Origin of the sequence: Bradyrhizobium sp. I1.14.4, assembly GCF_050435825.1 — a bacterium.
Taxonomy (GTDB): domain Bacteria; phylum Pseudomonadota; class Alphaproteobacteria; order Rhizobiales; family Xanthobacteraceae; genus Bradyrhizobium.
The window spans coordinates 85,127-106,301 of sequence record NZ_JBNDLA010000014.1; the positions used below are offsets into that span (position 1 = coordinate 85,127).

General features: G+C 61.0%; 23 protein-coding genes, 1 tRNA gene and 1 pseudogene. 14 read left to right on the forward strand and 11 right to left on the reverse strand.

Annotated elements, in window-relative coordinates:
* The first annotated feature begins 267 nt into the window (after positions 1 to 267).
* From ABIB78_RS25360 to ABIB78_RS25375, 4 genes are all read left to right on the forward strand, one after another.
* Positions 268 to 564, forward strand: a complete 297-nt coding sequence (locus ABIB78_RS25360; RefSeq protein ID WP_429029316.1) for a hypothetical protein — start codon at positions 268 to 270, stop codon at positions 562 to 564.
* A gap of 188 nt (positions 565 to 752) precedes the next feature.
* Complete coding sequence (locus ABIB78_RS25365) at positions 753 to 980, forward strand: hypothetical protein (RefSeq protein ID WP_429029317.1); 228 nt, start codon at positions 753 to 755, stop codon at positions 978 to 980.
* Positions 981 to 1,271: 291 nt separating this feature from the next.
* Entirely contained in the window at positions 1,272 to 2,069 is a 798-nt protein-coding gene (locus ABIB78_RS25370) for a lytic murein transglycosylase (protein ID WP_429029318.1), read from the forward strand.
* 111 nt (positions 2,070 to 2,180) lie between these two features.
* Entirely contained in the window at positions 2,181 to 2,588 is a 408-nt protein-coding gene (locus tag ABIB78_RS25375; RefSeq protein WP_429029319.1) for a hypothetical protein, read from the forward strand.
* An 88-nt stretch (positions 2,589 to 2,676) separates the two neighbouring features.
* On the opposite strand, the gene ABIB78_RS25380 is transcribed toward ABIB78_RS25375, so the two are convergent.
* A complete protein-coding gene (locus ABIB78_RS25380) occupies positions 2,677 to 3,063 on the reverse strand; it encodes a YciI family protein (protein WP_429029320.1) in 387 nt (128 codons plus the stop codon).
* A gap of 492 nt (positions 3,064 to 3,555) precedes the next feature.
* Here ABIB78_RS25380 and ABIB78_RS25385 point away from each other — a divergent pair.
* Positions 3,556 to 3,629: transfer RNA gene (locus ABIB78_RS25385), tRNA-Gly, on the forward strand.
* Positions 3,630 to 3,705: 76 nt separating this feature from the next.
* Here ABIB78_RS25385 and ABIB78_RS25390 read toward each other — a convergent pair.
* Together ABIB78_RS25390 and ABIB78_RS25395 are read right to left on the reverse strand one after the other, a co-directional pair.
* Positions 3,706 to 4,719 carry a methyltransferase gene (locus tag ABIB78_RS25390; protein ID WP_429029321.1) on the reverse strand — a complete coding sequence of 338 codons (1,014 nt, stop codon included), beginning with the start codon at positions 4,717 to 4,719 and terminating at the stop codon, positions 3,706 to 3,708.
* 8 nt (positions 4,720 to 4,727) lie between these two features.
* Positions 4,728 to 5,786 (reverse strand): Bug family tripartite tricarboxylate transporter substrate binding protein, encoded by a 1,059-nt coding sequence (locus tag ABIB78_RS25395; protein ID WP_429029322.1) that lies wholly within the window; start codon positions 5,784 to 5,786, stop codon positions 4,728 to 4,730.
* 34 nt (positions 5,787 to 5,820) lie between these two features.
* Here ABIB78_RS25395 and ABIB78_RS25400 point away from each other — a divergent pair, with 34 nt between their 5' ends.
* Positions 5,821 to 6,762 carry a LysR family transcriptional regulator gene (locus ABIB78_RS25400; RefSeq protein ID WP_429029323.1) on the forward strand — a complete coding sequence of 314 codons (942 nt, stop codon included), beginning with the start codon at positions 5,821 to 5,823 and terminating at the stop codon, positions 6,760 to 6,762.
* 164 nt (positions 6,763 to 6,926) lie between these two features.
* Here ABIB78_RS25400 and ABIB78_RS25405 read toward each other — a convergent pair whose 3' ends face one another.
* From ABIB78_RS25405 to ABIB78_RS25425, 5 genes are all read right to left on the reverse strand, one after another.
* The gene (locus ABIB78_RS25405) at positions 6,927 to 7,055 is read right to left on the reverse strand and encodes a hypothetical protein (RefSeq protein WP_429029400.1); all 129 of its coding nucleotides are present in this window, start codon (positions 7,053 to 7,055) and stop codon (positions 6,927 to 6,929) included.
* Between the two features lie 296 nt (positions 7,056 to 7,351).
* On the reverse strand, positions 7,352 to 8,230 hold the full coding sequence (locus tag ABIB78_RS25410; protein ID WP_429029324.1) for an ABC transporter permease: 879 nt from the start codon (positions 8,228 to 8,230) through the stop codon (positions 7,352 to 7,354).
* 1 nt (position 8,231) lies between these two features.
* Positions 8,232 to 9,113, reverse strand: coding sequence for an ABC transporter permease (locus ABIB78_RS25415; RefSeq protein ID WP_429029325.1), 882 nt, complete (start codon positions 9,111 to 9,113; stop codon positions 8,232 to 8,234).
* Between the two features lie 75 nt (positions 9,114 to 9,188).
* Positions 9,189 to 10,481, reverse strand: a complete 1,293-nt coding sequence (locus tag ABIB78_RS25420) for an ABC transporter substrate-binding protein (protein WP_429029326.1) — start codon at positions 10,479 to 10,481, stop codon at positions 9,189 to 9,191.
* A gap of 18 nt (positions 10,482 to 10,499) precedes the next feature.
* The gene (locus ABIB78_RS25425; RefSeq protein WP_429029327.1) at positions 10,500 to 11,534 is read right to left on the reverse strand and encodes an ABC transporter ATP-binding protein; all 1,035 of its coding nucleotides are present in this window, start codon (positions 11,532 to 11,534) and stop codon (positions 10,500 to 10,502) included.
* A gap of 356 nt (positions 11,535 to 11,890) precedes the next feature.
* Between ABIB78_RS25425 and ABIB78_RS25430 the strand changes: the two genes are divergently transcribed.
* Positions 11,891 to 13,018, forward strand: a complete 1,128-nt coding sequence (locus ABIB78_RS25430) for a ring-opening amidohydrolase (protein WP_429029328.1) — start codon at positions 11,891 to 11,893, stop codon at positions 13,016 to 13,018.
* 98 nt (positions 13,019 to 13,116) lie between these two features.
* On the opposite strand, the gene upp (ABIB78_RS25435) is transcribed toward ABIB78_RS25430, so the two are convergent.
* A complete protein-coding gene (gene upp / locus ABIB78_RS25435; RefSeq protein ID WP_429029329.1) occupies positions 13,117 to 13,752 on the reverse strand; it encodes a uracil phosphoribosyltransferase in 636 nt (211 codons plus the stop codon).
* Positions 13,753 to 14,021: 269 nt separating this feature from the next.
* Here upp (ABIB78_RS25435) and ABIB78_RS25440 point away from each other — a divergent pair, with 269 nt between their 5' ends.
* The 3 genes from ABIB78_RS25440 to upp (ABIB78_RS25450) are packed head-to-tail and all read left to right on the forward strand — an operon-like array spanning position 14,022 to position 17,166.
* Entirely contained in the window at positions 14,022 to 15,269 is a 1,248-nt protein-coding gene (locus tag ABIB78_RS25440; RefSeq protein WP_429029330.1) for a GTP cyclohydrolase II, read from the forward strand.
* A gap of 8 nt (positions 15,270 to 15,277) precedes the next feature.
* The gene (locus ABIB78_RS25445; protein WP_429029392.1) at positions 15,278 to 16,522 is read left to right on the forward strand and encodes a URC4/urg3 family protein; all 1,245 of its coding nucleotides are present in this window, start codon (positions 15,278 to 15,280) and stop codon (positions 16,520 to 16,522) included.
* 14 nt (positions 16,523 to 16,536) lie between these two features.
* The gene (gene upp, locus ABIB78_RS25450) at positions 16,537 to 17,166 is read left to right on the forward strand and encodes a uracil phosphoribosyltransferase (RefSeq protein ID WP_429029331.1); all 630 of its coding nucleotides are present in this window, start codon (positions 16,537 to 16,539) and stop codon (positions 17,164 to 17,166) included.
* A gap of 34 nt (positions 17,167 to 17,200) precedes the next feature.
* On the opposite strand, the gene ABIB78_RS25455 is transcribed toward upp (ABIB78_RS25450), so the two are convergent.
* Complete coding sequence (locus ABIB78_RS25455) at positions 17,201 to 17,752, reverse strand: deoxycytidylate deaminase (protein ID WP_429029393.1); 552 nt, start codon at positions 17,750 to 17,752, stop codon at positions 17,201 to 17,203.
* Between the two features lie 75 nt (positions 17,753 to 17,827).
* A pseudogene (locus ABIB78_RS25460) lies at positions 17,828 to 18,012 on the reverse strand (L-iditol 2-dehydrogenase); the annotation flags it as partial.
* Between the two features lie 49 nt (positions 18,013 to 18,061).
* Between ABIB78_RS25460 and ABIB78_RS25465 the strand changes: the two are divergent.
* The 4 genes from ABIB78_RS25465 (at position 18,062) to pucL (ending at position 21,138) form a co-directional block, all read left to right on the forward strand.
* Entirely contained in the window at positions 18,062 to 18,250 is a 189-nt protein-coding gene (locus ABIB78_RS25465) for a hypothetical protein (RefSeq protein ID WP_429029332.1), read from the forward strand.
* 554 nt (positions 18,251 to 18,804) lie between these two features.
* The gene (locus ABIB78_RS25470) at positions 18,805 to 19,089 is read left to right on the forward strand and encodes a hypothetical protein (RefSeq protein ID WP_429029333.1); all 285 of its coding nucleotides are present in this window, start codon (positions 18,805 to 18,807) and stop codon (positions 19,087 to 19,089) included.
* Positions 19,090 to 19,190: 101 nt separating this feature from the next.
* Positions 19,191 to 20,072 (forward strand): 2-oxo-4-hydroxy-4-carboxy-5-ureidoimidazoline decarboxylase, encoded by an 882-nt coding sequence (gene uraD / locus ABIB78_RS25475; RefSeq protein ID WP_429029394.1) that lies wholly within the window; start codon positions 19,191 to 19,193, stop codon positions 20,070 to 20,072.
* 223 nt (positions 20,073 to 20,295) lie between these two features.
* Positions 20,296 to 21,138 carry a factor-independent urate hydroxylase gene (pucL, locus tag ABIB78_RS25480; RefSeq protein WP_429029334.1) on the forward strand — a complete coding sequence of 281 codons (843 nt, stop codon included), beginning with the start codon at positions 20,296 to 20,298 and terminating at the stop codon, positions 21,136 to 21,138.
* Positions 21,139 to 21,175: the final 37 nt, after the last annotated feature.

Sequence of the window (21,175 nt, forward strand, 5' to 3'; positions counted from 1 at the left end):
CGGCGGACTGCTGTGACTTCACTCGGCTTGACGCTTGCTCGCGTCCGCCGTGATCCTTCGCGATACGCGCTTGCCCCGCGGCTCGATTGAGCCTGCTTCATCCGGCACCCCCACGTTGAATCGTGAAAACCGCTGCCCCAATGGTTCCCGCGGCGGGAACTTACCCAATCGCGTTTCGACGACAAAGTGCATGACCGGGGGGCTCGGCCGCTTGACTCTGTGTTCTTGTTTTGTTCTAATTGCCTTCCACCGTGAATAGGAGCCGCCATGGATAACCGTATCAGCGAAATTCGAAGGCAGATCAGGGCGCTGCGCGTCAGCATGCTCGAGGCCGAAGCCATCATGCGGGGGCAAATCAACCGGGATGAGGACTGCGCCTTCGTCGCCGGGGACCTCCTGAAGATGCGCCTCGTCATGAGCCGCCTGGTCGAGGAGCGGGGCGTCCTGGGCGACCGCGAGCCGATCATCGTGCATGCGAGCGTTGCTCCGCGCCGCCGCGCCACGGCACCCATCTTCCTTCGCGCGGCGAAGCGCGAGCTCGCCGCCGGCGAAGCGCGAGCGTGATGACGCGGTCGGGATGCAGCGGCTGCGCGCCGAATTGCGCGCGCTAGCATTTCGGTTCTGATTGAATCGGAATCGAAATGCTCCCGCGGTGAACCAGCTCAGGCGGACCGGGCGCGACAGTGCGGCGGCACAGCTGCTGCTGTCGCGTAAGTGCGCCGGGCTGGAAGACGTGATCTGCCGGAGGAAAGATGAGAGAGCCGCTTCGGTATTTCCACGACAGCGATGATCATGCGCCCTGGATCAAGGCGCTGGCCGAGGTCCGGCACATGGCGACGCGGGAAGGCTGGTGCTTTCACCACGTGCAGGCGATCATCGTGGCGATCGACCAATATGCGGAGGCCGCACTCGGCAACCGCGAGTTCTTCCTCAACCGGCCGCAAACCGTTGGTCCGGTGAGGCGGGGCGAGGTGCCCTAGCGGGCAGCTGATCTGCAGGCATCAAAGCGATACCCCACCGCATCTCGCGATTCTGGCGCGCGATCCGCATCGTCGCACATCGTGTTCGTTGTCATGCGCCTTCAGGGCGCCGGGGCCAAATGTCCCGGTCTGCCTGATGTGGCCGGGATGGCCAATCAGCCGCTGGCGACATATCGTGACGGTCTGCGGCCGAATCTGAGGCGGATCGTTCATCGCCGGGTCATGTGCATCCGGCCATCGTCAGCGCCGCGCCCGCAGGGGCGGCGGCACATTTTTCGGAGGAGGTCTCGGATGATCAGGGGCTGGCAGATTGCGACGTCGGCGCTCGCCATCGTCGTGATGGTTGCAACGCTGGGCGCCGAGGCGAAGGCGGCGCAGTGCGGCAACGGGCCGGGCGGCTTCGAAGCCTGGAAGGAGCAATTCGCAGGCGAGGCGAGGGCCAAAGGCATCGGGTCCACGGCGATCGACGCGCTGATGCAGGCGCATTACGCCAGCGCGACGATTGCCGCGGATCGCGGCCAGCGCAGCTTCGGCCTGTCGCTCGAGCAGTTCATGGCCAAGCGCGGATCTGCGACCATCGTGGCGCGCGGCCGTTCGCTGAAGCAGTCGCAAGCGGCAATGTTCGCCTCGATCCAGCAACGCTACGGCGTGCCGCCGGGACCGCTGATCGCGATCTGGGGCATGGAGAGCGGCTTCGGCAGCCAGCGCGGCAACCAGAACATGCTGTCGTCGATCGCGACGCTTGCCTATGACTGCCGCCGTCCGGAGTTCTTCACCGACCAGCTCTATGCGGCATTGAAGCTGATCGACCGCGGCTCGCTCTCGGGAAGCACGCGCGGCTCGATGCATGGCGAGATCGGCCAGACCCAGTTCATGCCGAAGAACGTCCTCGCCTATGGTAGCGGCAATCTCGACGTCGCCGCCAACGCGCTGAGCTCGACGGCAAACTTCCTGCGCGCCCATGGCTGGCGCGCCGGCGCCGGCTATCAGCCCGGGGAACCCAACTTCGCCGCGATCGAGGCGTGGAACGGAGCGCAGGTTTATCAGAAGGCGATCGCCATCATGGGACGACAGATCGACGGCCAATGAGCCCAAGGCTGGATTTCGGGGCCGGATTTCCGGCCGGATTTCTTCACCCCCTGTTAACGCAACGGTGCCCAGATCGTTGGCTGTGAAACGGAGCAAGTGGAGACGGGCTCCATGCTCAAGAACGGTACGTATGCGGCGTGGTTTCGCACGTCGCTCGCGGACGGCACCGGCATCGTGCACATGGTCGACGGCAGGCTGTGGGGCAGCGACGCCATCATGCTTTACAGCGGCACCTATGAGGTCGACGGCGAGCGCTTCTCCGCCGTGCTCACCGCCAGGCGGCACTCCGAGGGACATGCGACCGTGTTCGGCACCGACGACCTCGTGGTGCGGCTCGAAGGCGTCTGGAGCGGCGCGATCGCGACCGCCGCGGGCAGGGCGGATGCCGTGCCCGATCTCGCCTTCGAGGTGACGCTGATTCCAAGCAACGAGGTGGCGCCCACACCGCCGCCGGATCTGCCGCTGCCGAAGTTCGATCCGAGCAGGCTGCCGAAGCTGCCGAAACGCTCCAGCCGCTAAGGCGTTTTCGAGCGAAGCGGGCCCGTTCGCGCGAAGACAACGCGTCAAAAAGCATCGGAGGCCCACTCGGATTCCATTGGACTGGGGGCTATGCGTCGCTCGGGCCAGCGGTCTCCGGAAACGGCGCGCCGGGGATATAGAGCTTCAGCGCGCGGATCTCGTAGACCGCAGACGGGTTGACGCTGCGCAGGTCGCGCGCCGCGGCGATCGCCTCGGCTTCATCGGCGCAATCGATCACGTAGAAGCCGAGCAGTTGCTCCTTGGTTTCCGAAAACGGGCCGTCGATCACCATGCCGTGGCCCGGCCCACGCAGGGTGCTGGCCTTGCGGGTGTCGCCGAGCCGTGCGGCCGGGCCGAGCCGACCCTTCAGCCGTTGATGGACCTCGCGCAGACCCGTCATCACGGCTGCGTCCTCTTCGGCGTTCCACGATTTGACCTCGGCTTCGACGTGATAGGCCAGGATGGCATAAAGCATCTGATGTGCTCCTCATTTCTGATGCGGCAGGCCCAAGGACGTCTCGCGGCCACCCTCGCCGACATTTCATGTGTAGCGGATCGGACCGTTTTTGTGTTGCGACAAGGTATCCCGCCGGTGGCATGACGGCAGCGAGCAGCGCAGCCCGCAACAGCAAAAAGGCGCGGCGGAATCGCTTCCGCCGCGCCCCCGATTTTGATGTCTCGCTGGTCCAGGGCTGAGAGCGCCCCGATGCCAGGCTGATTGCTCAAGGCCTAGCGGGCGATCCCAGCGAGGTGACAGCGCTTGAGACAAGACACTGGATCACCTCCTTTCTTTGTTGATGGGACCAACAATATAGGTGACGGATCCGCTGCTGTTAAGGCCGCCGTCCGGCCCCTCCGGGCCAGGAACCGGGCCGGATTGCGCGGAAACATGTTCGTTTACCGGAGAAGAAGGACGCCCGCCGGGGCAGTTGAGACGGCCGTCCGGCCGTGTTAGGGGATCATCGACGCGGGTGTAGCTCAATGGTAGAGCAGCAGCCTTCCAAGCTGAATACGAGGGTTCGATTCCCTTCACCCGCTCCATTCCACGATTTTTGACGCCATCCTGCGATTTTTTGCGATCGCGTCCCCTGGATGGTCGCGCTCGGGCAACCCTGGCTCAATGAACGCACGACTCCAGCAGATTGAAACGTCCCGCGCGGTGAGCGGCAATGGTACGGAAGCCACATTCGGCCAGGAGCCGCCGGTATTCCGTTTCGGTCCGTTCCCGGCCGCCTGGACCGCGCAACATATTCAAATCGCTCATCGCACACGATTTGTCCCCGTCGTTGACACCGGGCCATTCCGGCATCGAGCGTTCGACCAGCAGCAGCCTGCCATTTGGGAGAAGCGCTTGACGGCAATTTCGCAAGATGATGCAGCTACGCTCATCATCCCAGTCGTGAATAATGCTCTTCAAGATGATCGCATCGGCCATCGCAGGCACCGAGTGAAAGAAATCACCTGCGACAAAGGCAACGCGGTCGGAGAGTCCTAGGCGGGCGAAGTGCCGGTTGGCAGCGTCAGCGCACCTCGGCAGATCGAAAACCGTTCCTCTTATGTTTGAACATCCTCTTGCCACGGCGCCCATGAGTTCACCGGAGCCGCCTCCGACATCCATCAAGTGGGAGATGGCGCCAAAGTCGTAGGCCTGCAGCACATCCGGGGTGACCAACCGCGTGAGCTCGGTCATTGCAGCATTGAACATATGCACATGCTCTGGTGTGCGCGCCATCAGGTCGAAATTGTCATCGACATTCTGAAGCTCGGCAGCGGTCTTGCCAGATATGATCGAATCCAGCAGACCATCCCACCTCTTCGTAAGCATGCAGCCTTCAAAGATGGCCCAGTTCTTGAACGAGTGTTCAGCAGCACCGTCGAGGCCCGACCCCAGTTCGGTTAGCGAGTAGCGGCCTTCGCTGACCGCTGAGCAGATGCCGACTGTCGAAAGAGCGACGAGCAAGCGATCCAGTGCATCTCTATCGGCGCCAGTAGCCTGCGCCAGCTCATCGCTGGTTTGCGGTCCGTCGCGCAGGAGCTCCGCAAGGCCCAGCCTGGCGGCGACATGGATCACAGCCGTCACGCGGTGTGATTGAATAAGATCCAACAATTTTTCGGGGGCTTCGGTGGTCATGTGCCGCTCTAGTCTTCGATCGGGAATCCTGACGCCTTCACGATCGACCCCCAGCGTTCGAAGTCGGCGCGTTCGATCCTTCTCAGCTCTTCTGACGTCGTTCCTGTCGGCTCGCAGCCCATGGCACGAATCTTCGCGCGCAGTTCGAGATCGCTTCCGATCGCAATGATCTCCTTTCCAAGGCGCTCAACGAACTGACGGGAAGAAGGCGCGGGGGCATAGAATGCAAACCATCCGGACGCGTCGACATCGATCCCAATTTCTTTGAGGGTCGCGGTTTGGGGTAGGAAAGTAGATCGCGCGCTGCCTGCGGTCGCGATGATCCGTATGCCGCCGTCCCGGTGCTGTTCCAACAATTCGGAAACAAATGCCATGTACATCGGGACCCGGCCAGCCAGCAGGTCCGGGAGAGCGGCAGGCGTACCCTTATAGGGCGCGTGGCGCAGATTGAGTCCTATGATCCGACCAAACTCGTTACAGATGAAATGAGGTGCAGTTCCTGCTCCGGGTGAGCCGTACACCGCCTGCGCGGGATTGGCCTTCATCCAGTCGATCAGTTCCTGCGCCGAATGGATGGGGAGTTTTCCGCTGACTGCCAGAGCCAGATCGACCGCCATCACCTGCGAGAGGGGTACAAAATCAAGCTCCGGATCGTATCCCACGTTCCTGAAGAGGTGCGGCTGAAGCGTGAACTGCGAGGCCGACGCAAACAGCAATGTCTCCTCGCCCGGCGCGGCATTCTTGACGGCCTGAGCGCCGATTCGTCCGCCGGCGCCTGCAAGGTTCTCAACAATCGCCACCCTGCCAAACCTGGTATGGAGCTGTTCGGCAAACAGCCGGGCGATCGAATCTCCCGATCCGCCTGGCGCGAACGGAAACACGATTCTAAGCGGCCGGTCGGACGCAACAGCGCGCAACGGAAGAGCCAGAACCGAAAGTCCGCCCAATATGGTGCGACGCGAGCAAAGCTGCATGGTGCTCTCCCGGTGCTCTTGGACGCAACGCATGATCCGGCCGGCTTTCACCTCGCTATCCTGCAGCGAGAGCGCTATAACCCAAAATCGCATTTAGCTATCGGGCTATAACGCGGGGTGAATGCATATGGAGTGGTATGATCGCATCGGCCGACGCCTGCGCCTCAAGGATCTGCATACGCTCCAGACCGTCGCAGAGGTCGGCAGCATGGCCAAAGCGTCTCACCGTCTTGGGTTGTCGCAGCCGGCGATCTCCAAGGCCATCACCGACATGGAGCACGCCGTCGGGGCTGCGCTGCTGGATCGCACGTCGCGTGGGGTTGAACTCACTGAGTGCGGTCGTATTCTTGTCGATCGCACGCGCGTTGTTTTCGACGAAATAAAGCTGGGTGTTACCGACATTGTGCAAAGGTCAGATCCGGCGCAAGGGCTCGTTACGATCGGTACGACCGAGCCGGTCACCGCGATCGTTACAGAAATCATCGGTCATCTCGTTCGCAGGTATCCAGGCATCGGGTATCATATCACGATAGGCGACCGGGATGCGCTGGAGCATGCTCTGCGTCAGAGAACGCTTGATCTGGCCATAACGCGTTGGGCGCCGTTGCCGGTCGCGGATGATTTTTCTGCGGAGGTGCTGTTCAGATCCTCTCTTGCGGTGATGGCGGAGCGACGACATCCGCTCCTGCGATCGAGGAAGAAGTTGAAGCTCGGAGAACTTATGCAAGAGCAATGGACGCTCTCGCCGCCCGATTCTTTTCTGGGGCGTACCGGTGTCGAGCTCTTTCGGCGACATAACCTGCCGCTTCCGCCAACGACCGTTACCACGATTTCAATCTACATGCGGCTGAATCTGTTGGCGAGCAGCCGGTTCATAACCCTGTTGCCCATGCAGATACTCAGAATGCGATCGAGCAGCGCATGGCTGCGTGCGCTGAACGTTGACCTTGGCGATACTTCCGCTCCGATAGCCTCGATCACCTTGAAGGGACGGCGGGCGGGAGGTGCGGTCCAGTTATTTCAACAGGCCAGTCGCGAGGTCTGTAAGGCATTGGTTGGAGTGAGCTGAGCGATCCGATCGGAGTCCAATAGAACGTCCAACAAAGCGTCCAACACAAAAATCCGCTATTTCTCTAGGCCACGGATACTCCGAGCAAAATTCGATCGGAAATCTTGAACCGGCGCGCTTCACCCGCTCCAATACTTTCAACCACTTGTCGGACTTCCTGATTTTCATTCCGACAAGGCGGCTGAATCCATTCCGACAAATGTTCGCTTTCTGGCCGCCTGCTTGCGCCGCTTGATGCGCTTTATCTGTGCGTCCTGCTTGGCCTCGTCGTCATGATGAAGGTAGTGCGCCATCGCTTTCTGCGAGATACGCATCCATCCGACCGGGCATCGCCCGAATGGGCACCAAAAGTCAGGGCCAGGGTGCGCTTCGCCGCAAACATGTGCCCAGGCAAGGGAATCATGGATATCTTCATCGAGCCGGTGCTGCCGCATCCTACAAGCGCGAGCGAATGCTTTGCTGACTGAACGGTGGTAATGCCGAAATACGCGACCCGGACCTCTGGTGATGATGCGCTGCTGGAGCATGATCTCCCAGGCATCGTAGCCTGTCAGGTTGAGAAGCGAGACTTTCTGGTATGAGCTCGGCTCTACACCATTCCCTTGCCTGCGTCCGATCCGTGACGTCTTTGCCGGGCCTGAAGCACAAGAATGACACCCAGCGCCAGGAAAATGACGAGAAAGGAAACGGCGCTCGTCAGTGTTCCAAGCGCATAAATGTCTGGCTTCGTAACCGTGGTCGTCAGGCCCTGTAGATCAAGGGGTAGCGTGTTGACGGAGCCGATGGTCTGGCTTGAGCGTGCGAGTTCATCCCAGGACAAGGTAAATCCAAACAGACCGATGCCGACGACAGACGGCAATATGATCGGCAGCACGACGTGACGAAATGTCTGCCATGGCGTTGCGCCAAGGTCGCGTGCCGCCTCTTCGAGGCGGCCGTCGAATCTGTTGAAGATCGCAAACATGATCAGAAGGCCAAATGGCAAGGTCCAGGTCAGATGCGCGCCAAGGCCCGACGTAAACAGCCCCATGGCCGTTGTCCAATCCCCAACCCCGCTCTTGATGATGAAATCGTCAAGCAGGCGGAATTCCAGGGCGATGCCGAGGGAGGTGATGATCGACGGCATGATCAGGCTTGCGATGGCAACATAAAACAGGAGGGTCGCGCCGCGGAACGATCTGCGGAAGGCCATGCCCGCTGACACGGAGAGAACGACTGTGAGCACCATGACGACGAGACCGAGCTGAAGCGATCGCTTGAAGGATGCCCCGATGTCGACGATGCCCGAGCCGGAGAACACCTTGCCGAACCACACAAGGGACACGCCATTCATGGGAAAGGTCAGGCCACCATCGGGTCCCTGAAACGACAAGATGTAGATCGCGAACATCGGCCCATAGAGAAACAGGACGTAGGCGGTGAAAAATGCAGCGAGGAGATAGAAGGATCGCGGTCGCTTTTCGCCCATCTCATAATTCCCTGCGAACATCGACGATTCGGGTCAGCGCCGAAATGATCAGGATTGTGATGCCGAGCAGGATGACCGCATTGGCTGCGGCTGCCGGGAATTGCAGCGCGTTCAGGCGGGCCTCGATGATCTTGCCTGCAGATGCAATCTGTTGGCCGCCCATCACCCCTATCGTGACAAAATCACCCATCACGATCGTGATCACGAAGATCGAGCCGATCACGATTCCGGGCTTTGCCAGGGGAATAACGATGTTCACCAGGGTCTGCCACCCGGTGGCACCGGCATCATAGGCGGCTTCGATCAACCGCTTGTCGATGCGGATCATCGAGTTGAAGATCGGCACCACCATAAAGAATGTGAAGAGGTGCACGAGGGCAAGTACGACGGAAAACTCCGAGAACAGCAGCCACTCCAGCGGTTGGTGGATCAACCCCGCGCCCTCGAGGCCTCTGTTGACCAATCCATTCCGGCCAAGAAGCGGAATCCACGCAATCATGCGGATGACGTTCGACGTCCAGAACGGGATGGTGCAAAGCAGGGTGAGCACGATCTGCCAGGTTTTCGACCGGACGTGGAACGCAAGAAAATAGGCGACGGTAAACCCGATCAGAAGGGTCAGGACCCAGGTCAGCAGACATAATTTCAGGGTCTTCAGATAGGTCTTCAGAATGGTGCAGAGATTGGGCAGTTCGGCAATGCATCCCTCGAACGTATCGCTGTAGCCACGCAGGCTGAACGCCGGGATCATTTCATATTCATTGTAGTCCCACGCGCTGACAATCGTCACAAACAGCAACGGCAGCAGAAAGAACAGCGCGAAAACGAGCATCATCGGTGTGGCCTGAAGCCACGCAACGAAGGTCTTGCGGTCTTGCATCATTGAACGGCCGATCGCAGTGGTGGCGAAAAAGGACCTGCGATGCGCTTTTTTGGCCGGCAGGTCCTTTGGATTGCTTCAAGCGGCGATAAATGCATTCCACTTGCGCACCATGTAGTCGTTTTCGTCCATAACGGCGTTCCAGCAGGCGACGGCGCCCATGCGGTCATCGTAGGAACCCCCGTCGCGCGTGGCGCCGGCCTTCTCGAGGATCGTGCCGTCGGGCGCCTTGATGTCGCCGACAGCGGCCTTGCCTTCCATCCAGTAGCCCCACTCGTCCGCCGTCATGTTGGCCTTGGCAGTGGACAGCACTGCCGAATAATAGCCCTGCCGATTGAGATAGGCGCCGGCCCAGCCCGACAGGTACCAGTTCACGAATTCATAGGCCCAGTCGAGCTTCGGTCCCGAGACCGCCTTGGATACGCAGAACCCTGACGCCCAGGAGCGATAGCCTTCCTTGAGCGGCTGGAACGTGCAGGCGATTCCCATCGAGCGCACCTTGGTGACCGCGGGCGACCACATCGACTGGATGACGGTTTCACCCGATGCCATCAGGTTGACGGATTCGTTGAAATCCTTCCAGAATGCGCGGAACTGGCCGGCCTTTTTGGCCTCCGTCATGATCTTCATGGTGAGATCAATTTCGGCCTTCGTCATGTTGCCCTTGTCGGCATATTTGTGCTGACCGCCGGCTTCGACCACCATCGCGGCATCCATGATTCCGATCGACGGAATGTTGAGGATCGAGGCCTTGCCCTTGAACTCGGGATTGAGCAGTTCGGTCCACGATGAAATGGGTCGCTTGATCAGATCGGGCCGGATGCCGAGCGTGTCGGCGTTGTAGACCGTGGGGATCAACGTCACGAATTCGGTCGGCGTCCTGGAGAACGTCTTGGAGTTTGCTCCCTCAAGATAGAGCACCTTCCACGGCGCGGTGCCCTGGTCGCCGATCTTCTTGCCGTTCGGCAATTGACCCTTGGTGAACACCGGCGTGATGTTGTCGAATTCCTTGATCTTCCTGGCGTCGAGGGCAAAGATATTACCCGACGGCACAAGCTTCTTCAGCGAGAAATACTCCGTGTCCAGCACATCGAACGAGTTCGGCTGGGTGATCACACGTTTGGTCACGTCGTCGGTGGTTGCCGTGATGTATTCGATCTTGATCCCGGTATCCGCCAGACATTTCTTCGAGATCTCGTCACCTTCGTTCACTGCTGTTCCGAGATAACGCAGCACTTTCGGATCGGCTGCATGGACATAGGGAAATCCGGTAATTGCGCCTGAACCTGCCGCGAGGCCGGCGACTCCGGCCGCGCCCTTCAGCACAGCGCGACGGCTGACGCGACTATTCAATTTCGAAGATTTGCTCATGTTGATCTCCCTCGGGTGTCACGCCGCCTTTTCAGGCGAACGCGCGGTTACTGAACTGGTGGTCTTGAGGAGGTGGGCATGCGTCGGGTCCCACGTGGCGAGAATGCGCTCGCCGACAGCGTAGTTGGCCGCGTCGAATTGGGTTTCCGTGATTTGGGCCGAGATCTCGGATCGATCCTCGACGGCAATGACGACCCGGACATAGGTTCCCTGGTATTCGACCTCGCTGATGGTGCCTGCAATCGATGGACCGGCGACGGGTTCGTTCGGTCTTTTCAGCATCAGCCGGTCAACCCGAACGGCGAAAGTTTCGGGGCCTACGGCAATGACGTTGTGGCCGCCGATGAATCTCGCCGTGAACTCCGTTCGGGGGTGGTTGAAGATTTCGCGCGGCGAACCCTGCTGTTCGATCCGGCCGCCATTCATAAGGACCACGATATCGGCCAGGGCCATCGCCTCGTCCTGGCCATGCGTCACATGGATAAAGGTAAGCCCGAGCTCGCGCTGCAGCTTCTTCAATTCCGCCCGCATCCGCAGCCGCAAGAACGGATCGAGCGCCGAAAGCGGCTCGTCCAGCAGCAGGATTTGGGGCGAGGTGATCAGCGCGCGCGCGAGGGCGACGCGCTGCTGCTGGCCTCCGGAAAGCTGGGCTGGCAGCCTCGCCGCATAGGGCTGCATATCGACGAGCTCCAGCAACTTGTTCGCTTCGGCATAGCGTGCAGCCTTGGCGACGCCCTTCATTTTCAAGGCGAAACCAACGTTGTCGATAACGGAGAGGTGCGGGAACAGCGCGTAAGACTGAAACATCATCGCCGTGCTTCGATCGGCAGGGGGTAGGTCGGTCACATTCTTCGGACCGACAAGGATATCGCCTGAAGTCGCCGATTCATGGCCGGCAACCATGCGCAGCGTGGATGTCTTGCCGCAGCCAGACGGCCCGAGCAGGCAACAGTAGGTGCCGGCGGGAATCTTGAGGTTGATGGCGTCAACGGCGGTGACACCGCCGTACATCTTCGTCAATTGCACGAGTTCGAGCGCCGCCGTCGTTGTCATTCGCACCATTCCGCATAGGCTACCGAGCCCCCTGGGCAACCTTGTCGCCCTGGGACGTCATCCGCAGTTGGATGCAACAGATGTGCCAAAAATTGCGACAGCTGAGACAAAAGTGGGCAAATCCCGCCGTTCGACGAGGTCGACGGCGCCATTCCGACCAAAGTCGGAGTTCAGTTGCCCCCGTTACCCGGCTTCCTCAGCTTTAAGCCTGAACGGAAGTGATCAGACGGTGTTAGAAATTGTCCCATCGCCAAAGCCATCTGATGCAATCAAAGTCTTTCCGCGCCCGCAGGCGCCGGCAGTCGCTATGGCCTGTCCGATTTTTTCGTCGGCCCGAAGATATGTGAGGGGAGAGCATGCGCACAAAATCGGTCAATGTCGTTCGCATTTCCACCAAAGGGCCCGGTGATGTCTCGGGCCTGCTGAGTCTGATCCAGCAAGGCAAAATCGATCCAAGGTCGATCGTCGCGATCTTGGGCAAAACCGAGGGCAATGGTGGCGTCAACGATTTCACGCGCGAATACGCCGTTTCGGCTCTCAGCGTCGCCCTGGCGCCTTACGTCGATCTGCCGCCGCAGCGCGTTGAGCAACGGATAGCGTTCGTGATGTCGGGTGGTACGGAGGGTGTGCTCAGTCCACACATCACCGTCTTCACACACAGCGCCGCTGGCGATCGGGCTTCCGCAGACATTTCCGGGAAGCGCCTCAGCATTGGGATGGCGCACACCCGGGATTTCTTGCCCGAGGAGATCGGGCGCGGTGTGCAGATCAGGGAAACGGCAAGGGCGGTGGCCGCCGCCATGGCCGAGGCTGCTATCGTCGATCCACAGGACGTCCATTTTGTACAGATCAAGTGTCCGCTTCTGACAAGCGACCGTATCGAGGCAGCGACGGCACGGGGCACCGAGACCGTGACCAACAGCGCATACGGCTCGATGGCGTATTCGCGTGGCGCATCGGCATTGGGCGTGGGCGTCGCGCTCGGCGAGATTAAAGGCAAAATTGAGGACAAAGACGTGCTTCGGCGGTTCGATCTGTTTTCGTCGGTCGCGTCCACGTCGGCGGGCATCGAGCTGATGCATAACGTGGTCATTGTGCTGGGCAATTCGGCGTCATCGGCCGCCCCGTTCGAGATCGGGCACGCCGTGATGCACGACGCCATTGATTCCGCAGCCGTGATCGATGCATTGAAGAGCGTGGGACTGCACACCGAGTACGGCTCCACGCCGCCGACGGCGGCCCGCGAGTTGGTCAACATCTTTGCCAAGGCGGAAGCCTCGCCAAGCGGCAGCATCCGCGGATTTCGTCACATCATGCTCGAAGACACCGACATCAGTTCAACCCGGCACGCCCGTGCTGCCGTCGGCGGATTGATCGGTGGCTTGTCGGGGACCGGCGCCGTCTATGTTTCCGGCGGAGCCGAACATCAGGGCCCGCCTGGCGGTGGACCGGTGGCTGTGATCGCTCGACTGTTGGACAACTAATCCGGCTGAGGAGCGGGCTGCTCTTGCCGCTATGCGCGTCAACTTCGATTCATGGCTTCGATTCATGGTCGCCTCAATGCGAAGGCGCCGCCGCACACTTACCTGGTGCCGAACATTCTGTCTCCGGCATCGCCCAAGCCTGGCACGATATAGCCGTGATCATTCAGTCTCTCGTCGATAGCGGCGGTCCAGATCGGGACGTCAGGACACTCATCCTGAAACCGGGCAATCCCCTCGGGGGCCGCAAGCAGGCAGACGAACCGAATGTCTCGCGCACCTCGCGATTTGAGCAGACTGACCGCGGCGCAGGCCGAATTTCCGGTGGCCAGCATCGGGTCCAACAGGATCACGATGCGATCCGAGACATCCTGCGGTGCTTTGAAGAAATACTCCACGGCTCGAAGCGTTTCCGGGTCGCGGTACAGGCCGATATGCGCAACGCGCGCTGACGGAACGAGCGCCAGCATTCCGTCGAGGAAGCCGACACCCGCCCGCAAGATCGGAGCGAGCGTGAGCTTCTTGCCTGCGATTTTTGGTGCCTTCATTGCTGCGACCGGCGTCTTGATGTCGACCATCTCCAATGGCAGGTCCCGGGTGACCTCATAGCAGAGGAGCATTCCGATCTCGCTCAGAAGCTCGCGAAACCCCTTGGTTGAGCGATCCTTGTCGCGCATCAGGGAGAGCTTGTGCTGGACCAGGGGATGGCTGACGAGATTCACGCTTTGCTTGGTCATGCGATCGCTCTATCCGGGGGTGGCGCGTGGGACGTTGCAAGCAGCGTGCCCCATGCCGCGAGCGCCGCTTCGTTCACTCGGCGGGCCAATAGAGGCGGCTCGGCTGTGCACGGGTCATGATCGCGTCGTAAACCCTAAGGTTAATGCGCCGACCGTTCGAAACGGCCGTTGTGTTCAGCCGCAATTCGGCCATACTGGAGAATCCTTCGATTGCCGGCAACGGGGTTTGTCCGCCCGCCCGGCCGGCAGTCGACATTTATTGGTGCGTGATGACTCGTTCTAATCGAACCGATCATATTCGGATTACCTCCCATCCGGCGCCGGGCGCCAAGATTGATTTCCCAATTCACTGGGGGGCGGCCACGGCGCGCGAACGCGGGCCGGTGATCGGGACGGTTTCGCGCCCCCAGCAGCGCAATGTCATCGGCACCCATAGCGGCTCCTATTCGATCTATCGCGCGCTGGCGGTCTCGTCGGGCGCGCTCGATCCGATCCGGCGTCCGGACCTGACCAACACGCAACCTGCGGCCACGATTGGGCCGTTCCCGCAATGGGCGGATCCGAACCGGATCGTCTCGCTTGATCCGTGGGGGCACCTGGCTGCGGAGGCATTCTCGAAAGAGATCGCGGAGGGTGTCGATATCCGTCCGAGCATTGCGATCACCCGCGCCCGGCTCGATTTGCCCGAATTGCAAGCTGCGATATCAGCCGGTCGACTCAAGCGCGACGGAGCTGTCGTTCACGAGGGGGGAAGCATCTCCGTCGTCAAGATCGCGATCGACCCGGTCTGGTATCTCCCGGGAATCGCAGCGCGCTTCGCCACGACTGAAAGCAATCTGCGCAGGCAGTTGTTCGACCAGACGGCCGGAATGTTTCCGGAGCTGGTGACACGGCCTGACCTCCATGTCTTCCTGCCGCCGATTGGCGGCACCACGGCCTATCTGTTCGGCGATGTCGCCAAACTGCCGGATCATCGCACCAGTATCACTTGCCGCGTGCATGACGAATGCAACGGCTCCGACGTGTTCGGCTCGGACATCTGCACCTGCCGGCCATACCTGCTGCACGGTATCGAGGAATGCGTGCGCGCCGGACAGACCGGCGGGCTCGGCATCATCATCTATAACCGCAAGGAAGGCCGCGCCCTCGGTGAGGTGACCAAATTCCTGGTCTACAATGCGCGCAAGCGGCAGGAAGGCGGCGATGCCGCCGCCCAGTATTTTGAGCGCACCGAATGCGTTGCGGGTGTCCAGGATGCCCGATTCCAGCAGTTGATGCCGGACGTCGTGCACTGGCTCGGACTGAAACGCATCGACCGCTTCGTCTCAATGAGCGACATGAAGTATGACGCGCTGGTGAGCCAGGGCATCGACATCGTCGAACGCGTACCGATCCCCGACGATCTGGTGCCGGCCGACGCCCTGGTCGAGATCGCAGCCAAGAAGGCTGCCGGCTACTACTCGCCGGAGGAGCCCGCCCAGCGCGACTTCGTCGGCCGTTCGCTCGACAAATATTGAGCGCGGCCATGTCCTCCGTGAGGTCCGAGACGGCGGCGGCCCTGTCATTGCTCAATGCCGGGGCGGTGCGGGAGCGCGCGCACCGGCTTCTTGCCATCGGCCTTGAGGACCAGCTCCCGAACTTCCGCGTCCACCTCGACCGCATGGACGCGACGGCCGAACTGGTGGTGCAGACCACGCGAGAGGCGTATCCCTCGCTGGCCGTGCCGTTTCATTCGCGGTGGCGGCATTTCTCCATGAATGGTGTCGATCGCTGGGCGGGCCTGGCCAGCCGGATCGCATGGCCGGATCGCGCGACACGGGCGCGTGCCGAATTCGATCTGGCCATGGTGAGCGTCTTTCTGGACGCCGGCGCCGGGCCGTCATGGCGTTACAGCGACCCGGAGACCGGATCGGCCATTGGCCGTTCGGAGGGATTGGGACTGGCCAGCCTTGCGATGTTCGCCGGCGGCGCATTCTCGTCGGATCCGCGACAGCCGCTTCGAGCCGATGCAGATGTGCTGGCGAATTTGTCTGCGACGGAGCTTATACGCGGCATGCAGGTTTCGGATACCAATCCGCTGGTCGGCATTGAAGGCCGGGTGAATTTGTTGCGCAGCGTCGGCCGGCTGGTGGCCTCGAAGCCGGCTGTCTTCGGACGCTTCGATACACCGCGGCCCGGCGGGCTATTCGACCGGCTGGCATCGCTTGCTGATGATCGCAGGCTCCAGGCCCCCACGATATTGTCGGAGCTGCTAAGGGAGCTCGGCCCGATCTGGCCGTCGCGGCTGACGCTTGGCGGAATCGCACTCGGTGATTGCTGGAAGCATCCGATGCTGACGACCGGGGAGGCGACCAGCCACCTCATGCCATTGCACAAGCTCTCGCAATGGCTGGCTTATTCGCTGATCGAGCCGCTGCAGAATTCCGGCATTGCTGTGACCGACATCGACGGGCTGACCGGCCTTGCCGAGTATCGAAACGGCGGTCTCTTCATCGACAATGGTGTGCTGACGTTCCGCGACGACGGCGATGCGTTCCAGGAGCATGACGTTGCTTCGCCGCTTGTCGTGGAGTGGCGGGGGCTGACGGTGGCGCTGCTCGACGGCGTCGCGGAGAATGTGCGGCACCGCCTCGGACTCGACGCAACCGCACTGCCGCTGGCGAAAATCCTCGAAGGTGGAACCTGGGCCGCGGGCCGGCGGCTGGCGCGTGAACGCCGCGCCGACGCGTCGCCTCCGGTCAAAATTATCAGCGACGGCACGGTATTTTAGGGCGGAGACTCGGCATGGAAGGCGTCACGATCGTTGGCCATCCGCTGGTGCAGCACAAGCTGACATTGTTGCGCAAGAAGGACACCTCGACCAAGTCGTTTCGCGAACTCCTCAAGGAGATCGGGATGCTGCTATGTTACGAGGTGACCCGCGATCTGCCGCTGGCCGATGTCGATATCGAGACGCCGCTGGCGAAAATGAAATCGCCGGAGATATCTGGCAAAAAGCTGGTGTTCGCACCGGTGCTGCGTGCCGGCGTTACCTTTGCGGAGGGCATGCTTGACCTCGTGCCGACAGCGCGTGTCGCCCATATCGGCCTTTATCGCGAACCCGAGACATTCGTGGCCGTGGAGTATTTTTTCAAAGCCCCGAGCGATCTGCACGAGAGGCTCGTGATCGTGATTTCCCCGGTGCTGGCGACAGCCAATCTGTCGGTCGCGGCGGTCGATCGGCTGAAGGAGCGCGGTGCCAATGACGTCCGGTTGGTCAGTCTGATCGCCGCCCCCGAAGGGATCGAGCGCATGCGTGGCATTCACCCGGATGTTCCGATCTGGCTTGCGGCGATCGACGAAGGGTTGGACGAAAACGCCTTCATCCTGCCGGGCCTTGGCGATGCGGGTGACCGTGCCTACGGGACTCGATAGTCGAGGCTGGTGGTCATATCGGAAGGCTGAGTGATCAATCGTCTTCTTCGGATACATCCGGCAGCTCTGCGAGCCTCGGTATGAATCGGACCACGACGTTTGCTTCCTTCAGCATCGTGCCGGCAATCGCAAAATCCTGAGCCCAATTGGAGTTGGGCTGGTCGGGTTCATAACCAACGACCTCCGATATGCCCGATTGAATAATCGCCTTCGTGCATTCCACGCAGGGGAACCAGGGAACGTAGATCGTGCAGCCCTTGAGCGCTATCCCAACGCGTGCAGCACTGAAAATAGCATTCTGCTCGGCGTGGCAGCTCCAGATGTACTTTGCGCCGGTTATGCGGGAGTGTCGCTCTTCTACCGCATCGTTGACCCCGCGTGGCAAGCCGTTATATCCGGTCGAGCGTATCTCACTATCGGGTCCGACCACGACGGCGCCTACACGGCGTCCCTTTTCAATACTCCAATGCGCCAAATGATGCGCCAGGAGCATGAACCGCTCATCCCATTTTCTATCGCGCAATTCGTCCAACCTTGTTATCGCGTGCCCAGCATCAAATAGGCGCGAAAAACAGTCAATAGCCAACTTCCTGGAGCATTTTCGCGTTTTCTTCTCGCGAACCGGCGTCCACTTCGCTCCGTCAGAATGAGCGCGCGTGGCATCGAGCCAGCCTGAGGCGACGGCATCCACCGCGTCTCGAATGCCTTGGACGCAGATTTGCGGATCGCGCTCATGCGCGTTGATCACAGCCAATCCCAGAGCCGCATGTTCACCTGTCGCGGCCCGTCCTGGTGACATCCGGCAATCATGAGCCGGCCCCCCTCGCGCGTCAGCTCGGCCGCGAGAATCTGGCGGCAGCGGTGGTGTCGTTACCCGGCGCAAGCTTCATTGTCGATGGCGCTCGGCCGGCGAGCGACGCCGCGCGGATCAGGTGCCGGCGCGCAGCTCGCACTGACGCGCAACGCGGCGTTGTTTGCCAACTTCGAGGGCGAGTTTTCCAATGTGACCCGGAATTACGCCGGGAAGGGTGGCGTGCAGGTTGGTTGGGCAGCCGATTTCCCGACCATGGAATCCTGCTGCTGATTTGCCCGACGTGTCAAGCGGTTTCGGAAAATGCGTAACGTTCAGCCTGACCGTCGTCGGCTACTGTGCATGGGGTTGTTTTCGATATTCCTGAGTCAAGTCCTCAGGACGAACGAAGCCAGGGACCAGCCTAGTGTCCGGCCGGCGCCGAATACCCGCCGGTATAGTAGGACGGAGCGGGACTGCTCATCCTGGAAAGCCGCCATGCCGCATAGGCGTCGGCGGGACGTGCCTGCGATTGATGTGTCGGTGCAGCCTGGGGCTTGCGGTGACGCTCTGTGGCTGCAGCGCTCTGCAGCGTCAATGCAAGCAGTAGACCTGCCGCGAAAGCGTAAACGTTCTTCCTCATTGGGACATCTCCCTTGCGCTTTTTTAGCCGGTGGTAGGCGGCTCGTTCCTGAGCAAATAGTGCTTGCAAGGGCGTTCCTCAGGGCGGGTACGATCACGAAGCGGTGCGCAAAATAATTGGGCGCGACTAAATTTTTGGCAGGGTTTATCGTCGGTCGACACCATTCAGTAACAATCCTCGGACGTACCATCCAAGAAGGCAGCCGATGCGAACGAAAATCCTTCTGGTCATGCTGTTGGCGGTTTCGCCGGCATCGGCAGAGACGCGGCCGACGCCCAAGACCCTCCCAAAAGCCGCGGCCGTACCGGCGGACGTTTGCGCTCCGATTGGCCGCACCGCGAGAGGCGACCTGGTCTACTCGATGAAATGCGAGGATTTGCCGCCGCCACCGCCCGCCGCGCCGGCGGCCGAGGCCAAGCAAGCGGCGCCGCCGCCCGAGCCGGAAACGCAGCGGACTGGATTGTTCGGCTGGTCCTACGATCGGCGGTAGCAGGGGGACCGGCACGCTACAGCGGCGCGTATCACCTTGAACGACAGTCCGGCGCACTCCAGGTCGAAGTGTCATCCATCGAATGGACAATCGGACCACCCATGACGACATTGCCCGATCTCAACAACGCCAGCCGAGATGATTTTGTCGCGGCTCTCGCCAACGTCTTCGAACATTCGCCCTGGGTTGCGGAGCAAGTTTCGATGAAGCGGCCGTATGCCGGCATCACTCAATTGTTCATGGCGATGAAAGCCGCCGTCGAGCGGGCGCCGGCTGAACTACGATTGGCACTGATCAAGGCGCATCCCGATCTCGCGGACAAGACGCAGCGTGCGGCGGGCCTCACCATCGAGTCCGATGCCGAGCAAAACAGCGTGGGGCTCGATCGGCTGTCCGAGGCGGAGTACGATGCGTTTCAACGCGTCAATAGTGCCTATCGCGCCAAGTTCGGCTTCCCCTACATCGTCTGCGTGCGCCGCCACACCAAGGATTCCATCCTGCGTGACTTCGCGCGCCGACTGCCGAACGACGCCGCCGTCGAGATGCAAACCTCCGTGGAAGAGATCTGCCGCATCGCCGCGCTGAGGCTCGACCAGACGGTGACGGCTGACGACAGGCTTGCCGTGCATGGGCGTCTTTCGACCCATGTGCTGGATACTCACAGCGGCAAGCCCGCGGCGGGGGTTACGGTCGAACTGATCGAACTCGCTGAACTCGGCGCGAGCCGCACGGTGACGCGTACCGCGACGAACGCCGACGGACGCACCGATCACCCCTTGATCGGTGGACGTCCCGTTCCCGCGGGACAATACGAGTTGCTGTTCGAGGTCGGCGATTACTTCGCCAAGCGTGGCGTGCCCTTGTCCAATCCGCCGTTCCTGGACAAGATACCGTTGCGCTTTTCGGTCAGCGAACCCGAAGGCCATTTGCATGTACCGCTCCTCGTGACGCCATGGAGCTACGCGACCTATCGCGGAAGCTAGGTATGGAGTCGCAAGCGGCTGATGACTGCTGAAAGGTGCGGCAGGAGTGGTGAAGATTCCGGCAGCGAGGCCCTACCGTGAGTGCCGCTTCCGGTGATCGAACCTGGCCTATCCATGAGGCGGTGGGCGGCGCGAGCTTGCCGATGGCACAAACGTTGCTCAATACTGGCCACGACGGGCGTCGGGCCATGCCAGTCCCGGGGCCATAGCTGGAGGCTTTGACGTGCCGCTGATCAAGAACCGATATGGAAAGGGCCGCGTGCGCGTGATGCGGATTCACCGCGACGGGGAATGGCAGGAGGTCAGTCAGCTCAACATCAAGGCGATGGTCGAAGGTGACTTCGCCCGCACCTATACCGATGCCGACAATGCGATGACGGTCTCGACCGACACCATCAAGAACATCGTCAATGTCGTCGCGCGCGAAAACTCCGGACTTTGTGCCGAGGAGTTCTGCCAGGCGTTGGCGATGAAATATCTCGACACTTATCCGCAGATATCATCCGTCGCACTCACTTCGCACGAGACCAAATGGGCTCGCCTGAGTTTCGACGGCAAGCCGCATCCACACAGCTTTGTGCTCGACGGCAACGGCCGTCCGACGGTCGAGGTCACGATGACGCGGGACGGCGCGTCGACGCTGGCTTCGGGCGTCGACGGGTTCGCATTCATGAAGTCGACCCAGTCGGGCTGGGAGAGCTATGTCAAGGATCGCTACACGACGATCCCGGAGACCGCGGATCGCATATGTGCGACCAGCATGGTCGCGTCGTGGGCATGGTCCGCAAAGCCCATGAGCTATCCGGCGACGAATGCAAAGATCCTCGATACCTTGCTGAGGGTGTTTTCGACGACCTACAGCAAGAGCGTGCAAGACAGTCTTTACCGCATGGGCGAGGCGGCGCTTGCCGAGATCCCTGAGATATCGGAGATCAGCATGGCCTGCCCCAACATGCACTTCATCCCGATCAATCTCTCGGCCTTCGGACTGGACAACAACAACGACGTGTTCCTGCCGACCGACGAGCCCCATGGGCAGATCGAGTGTACGGTGGGGCGGGGGTAGGCCGATCGCGCTCCCGCCGGTGCGGGATCGATCCCGG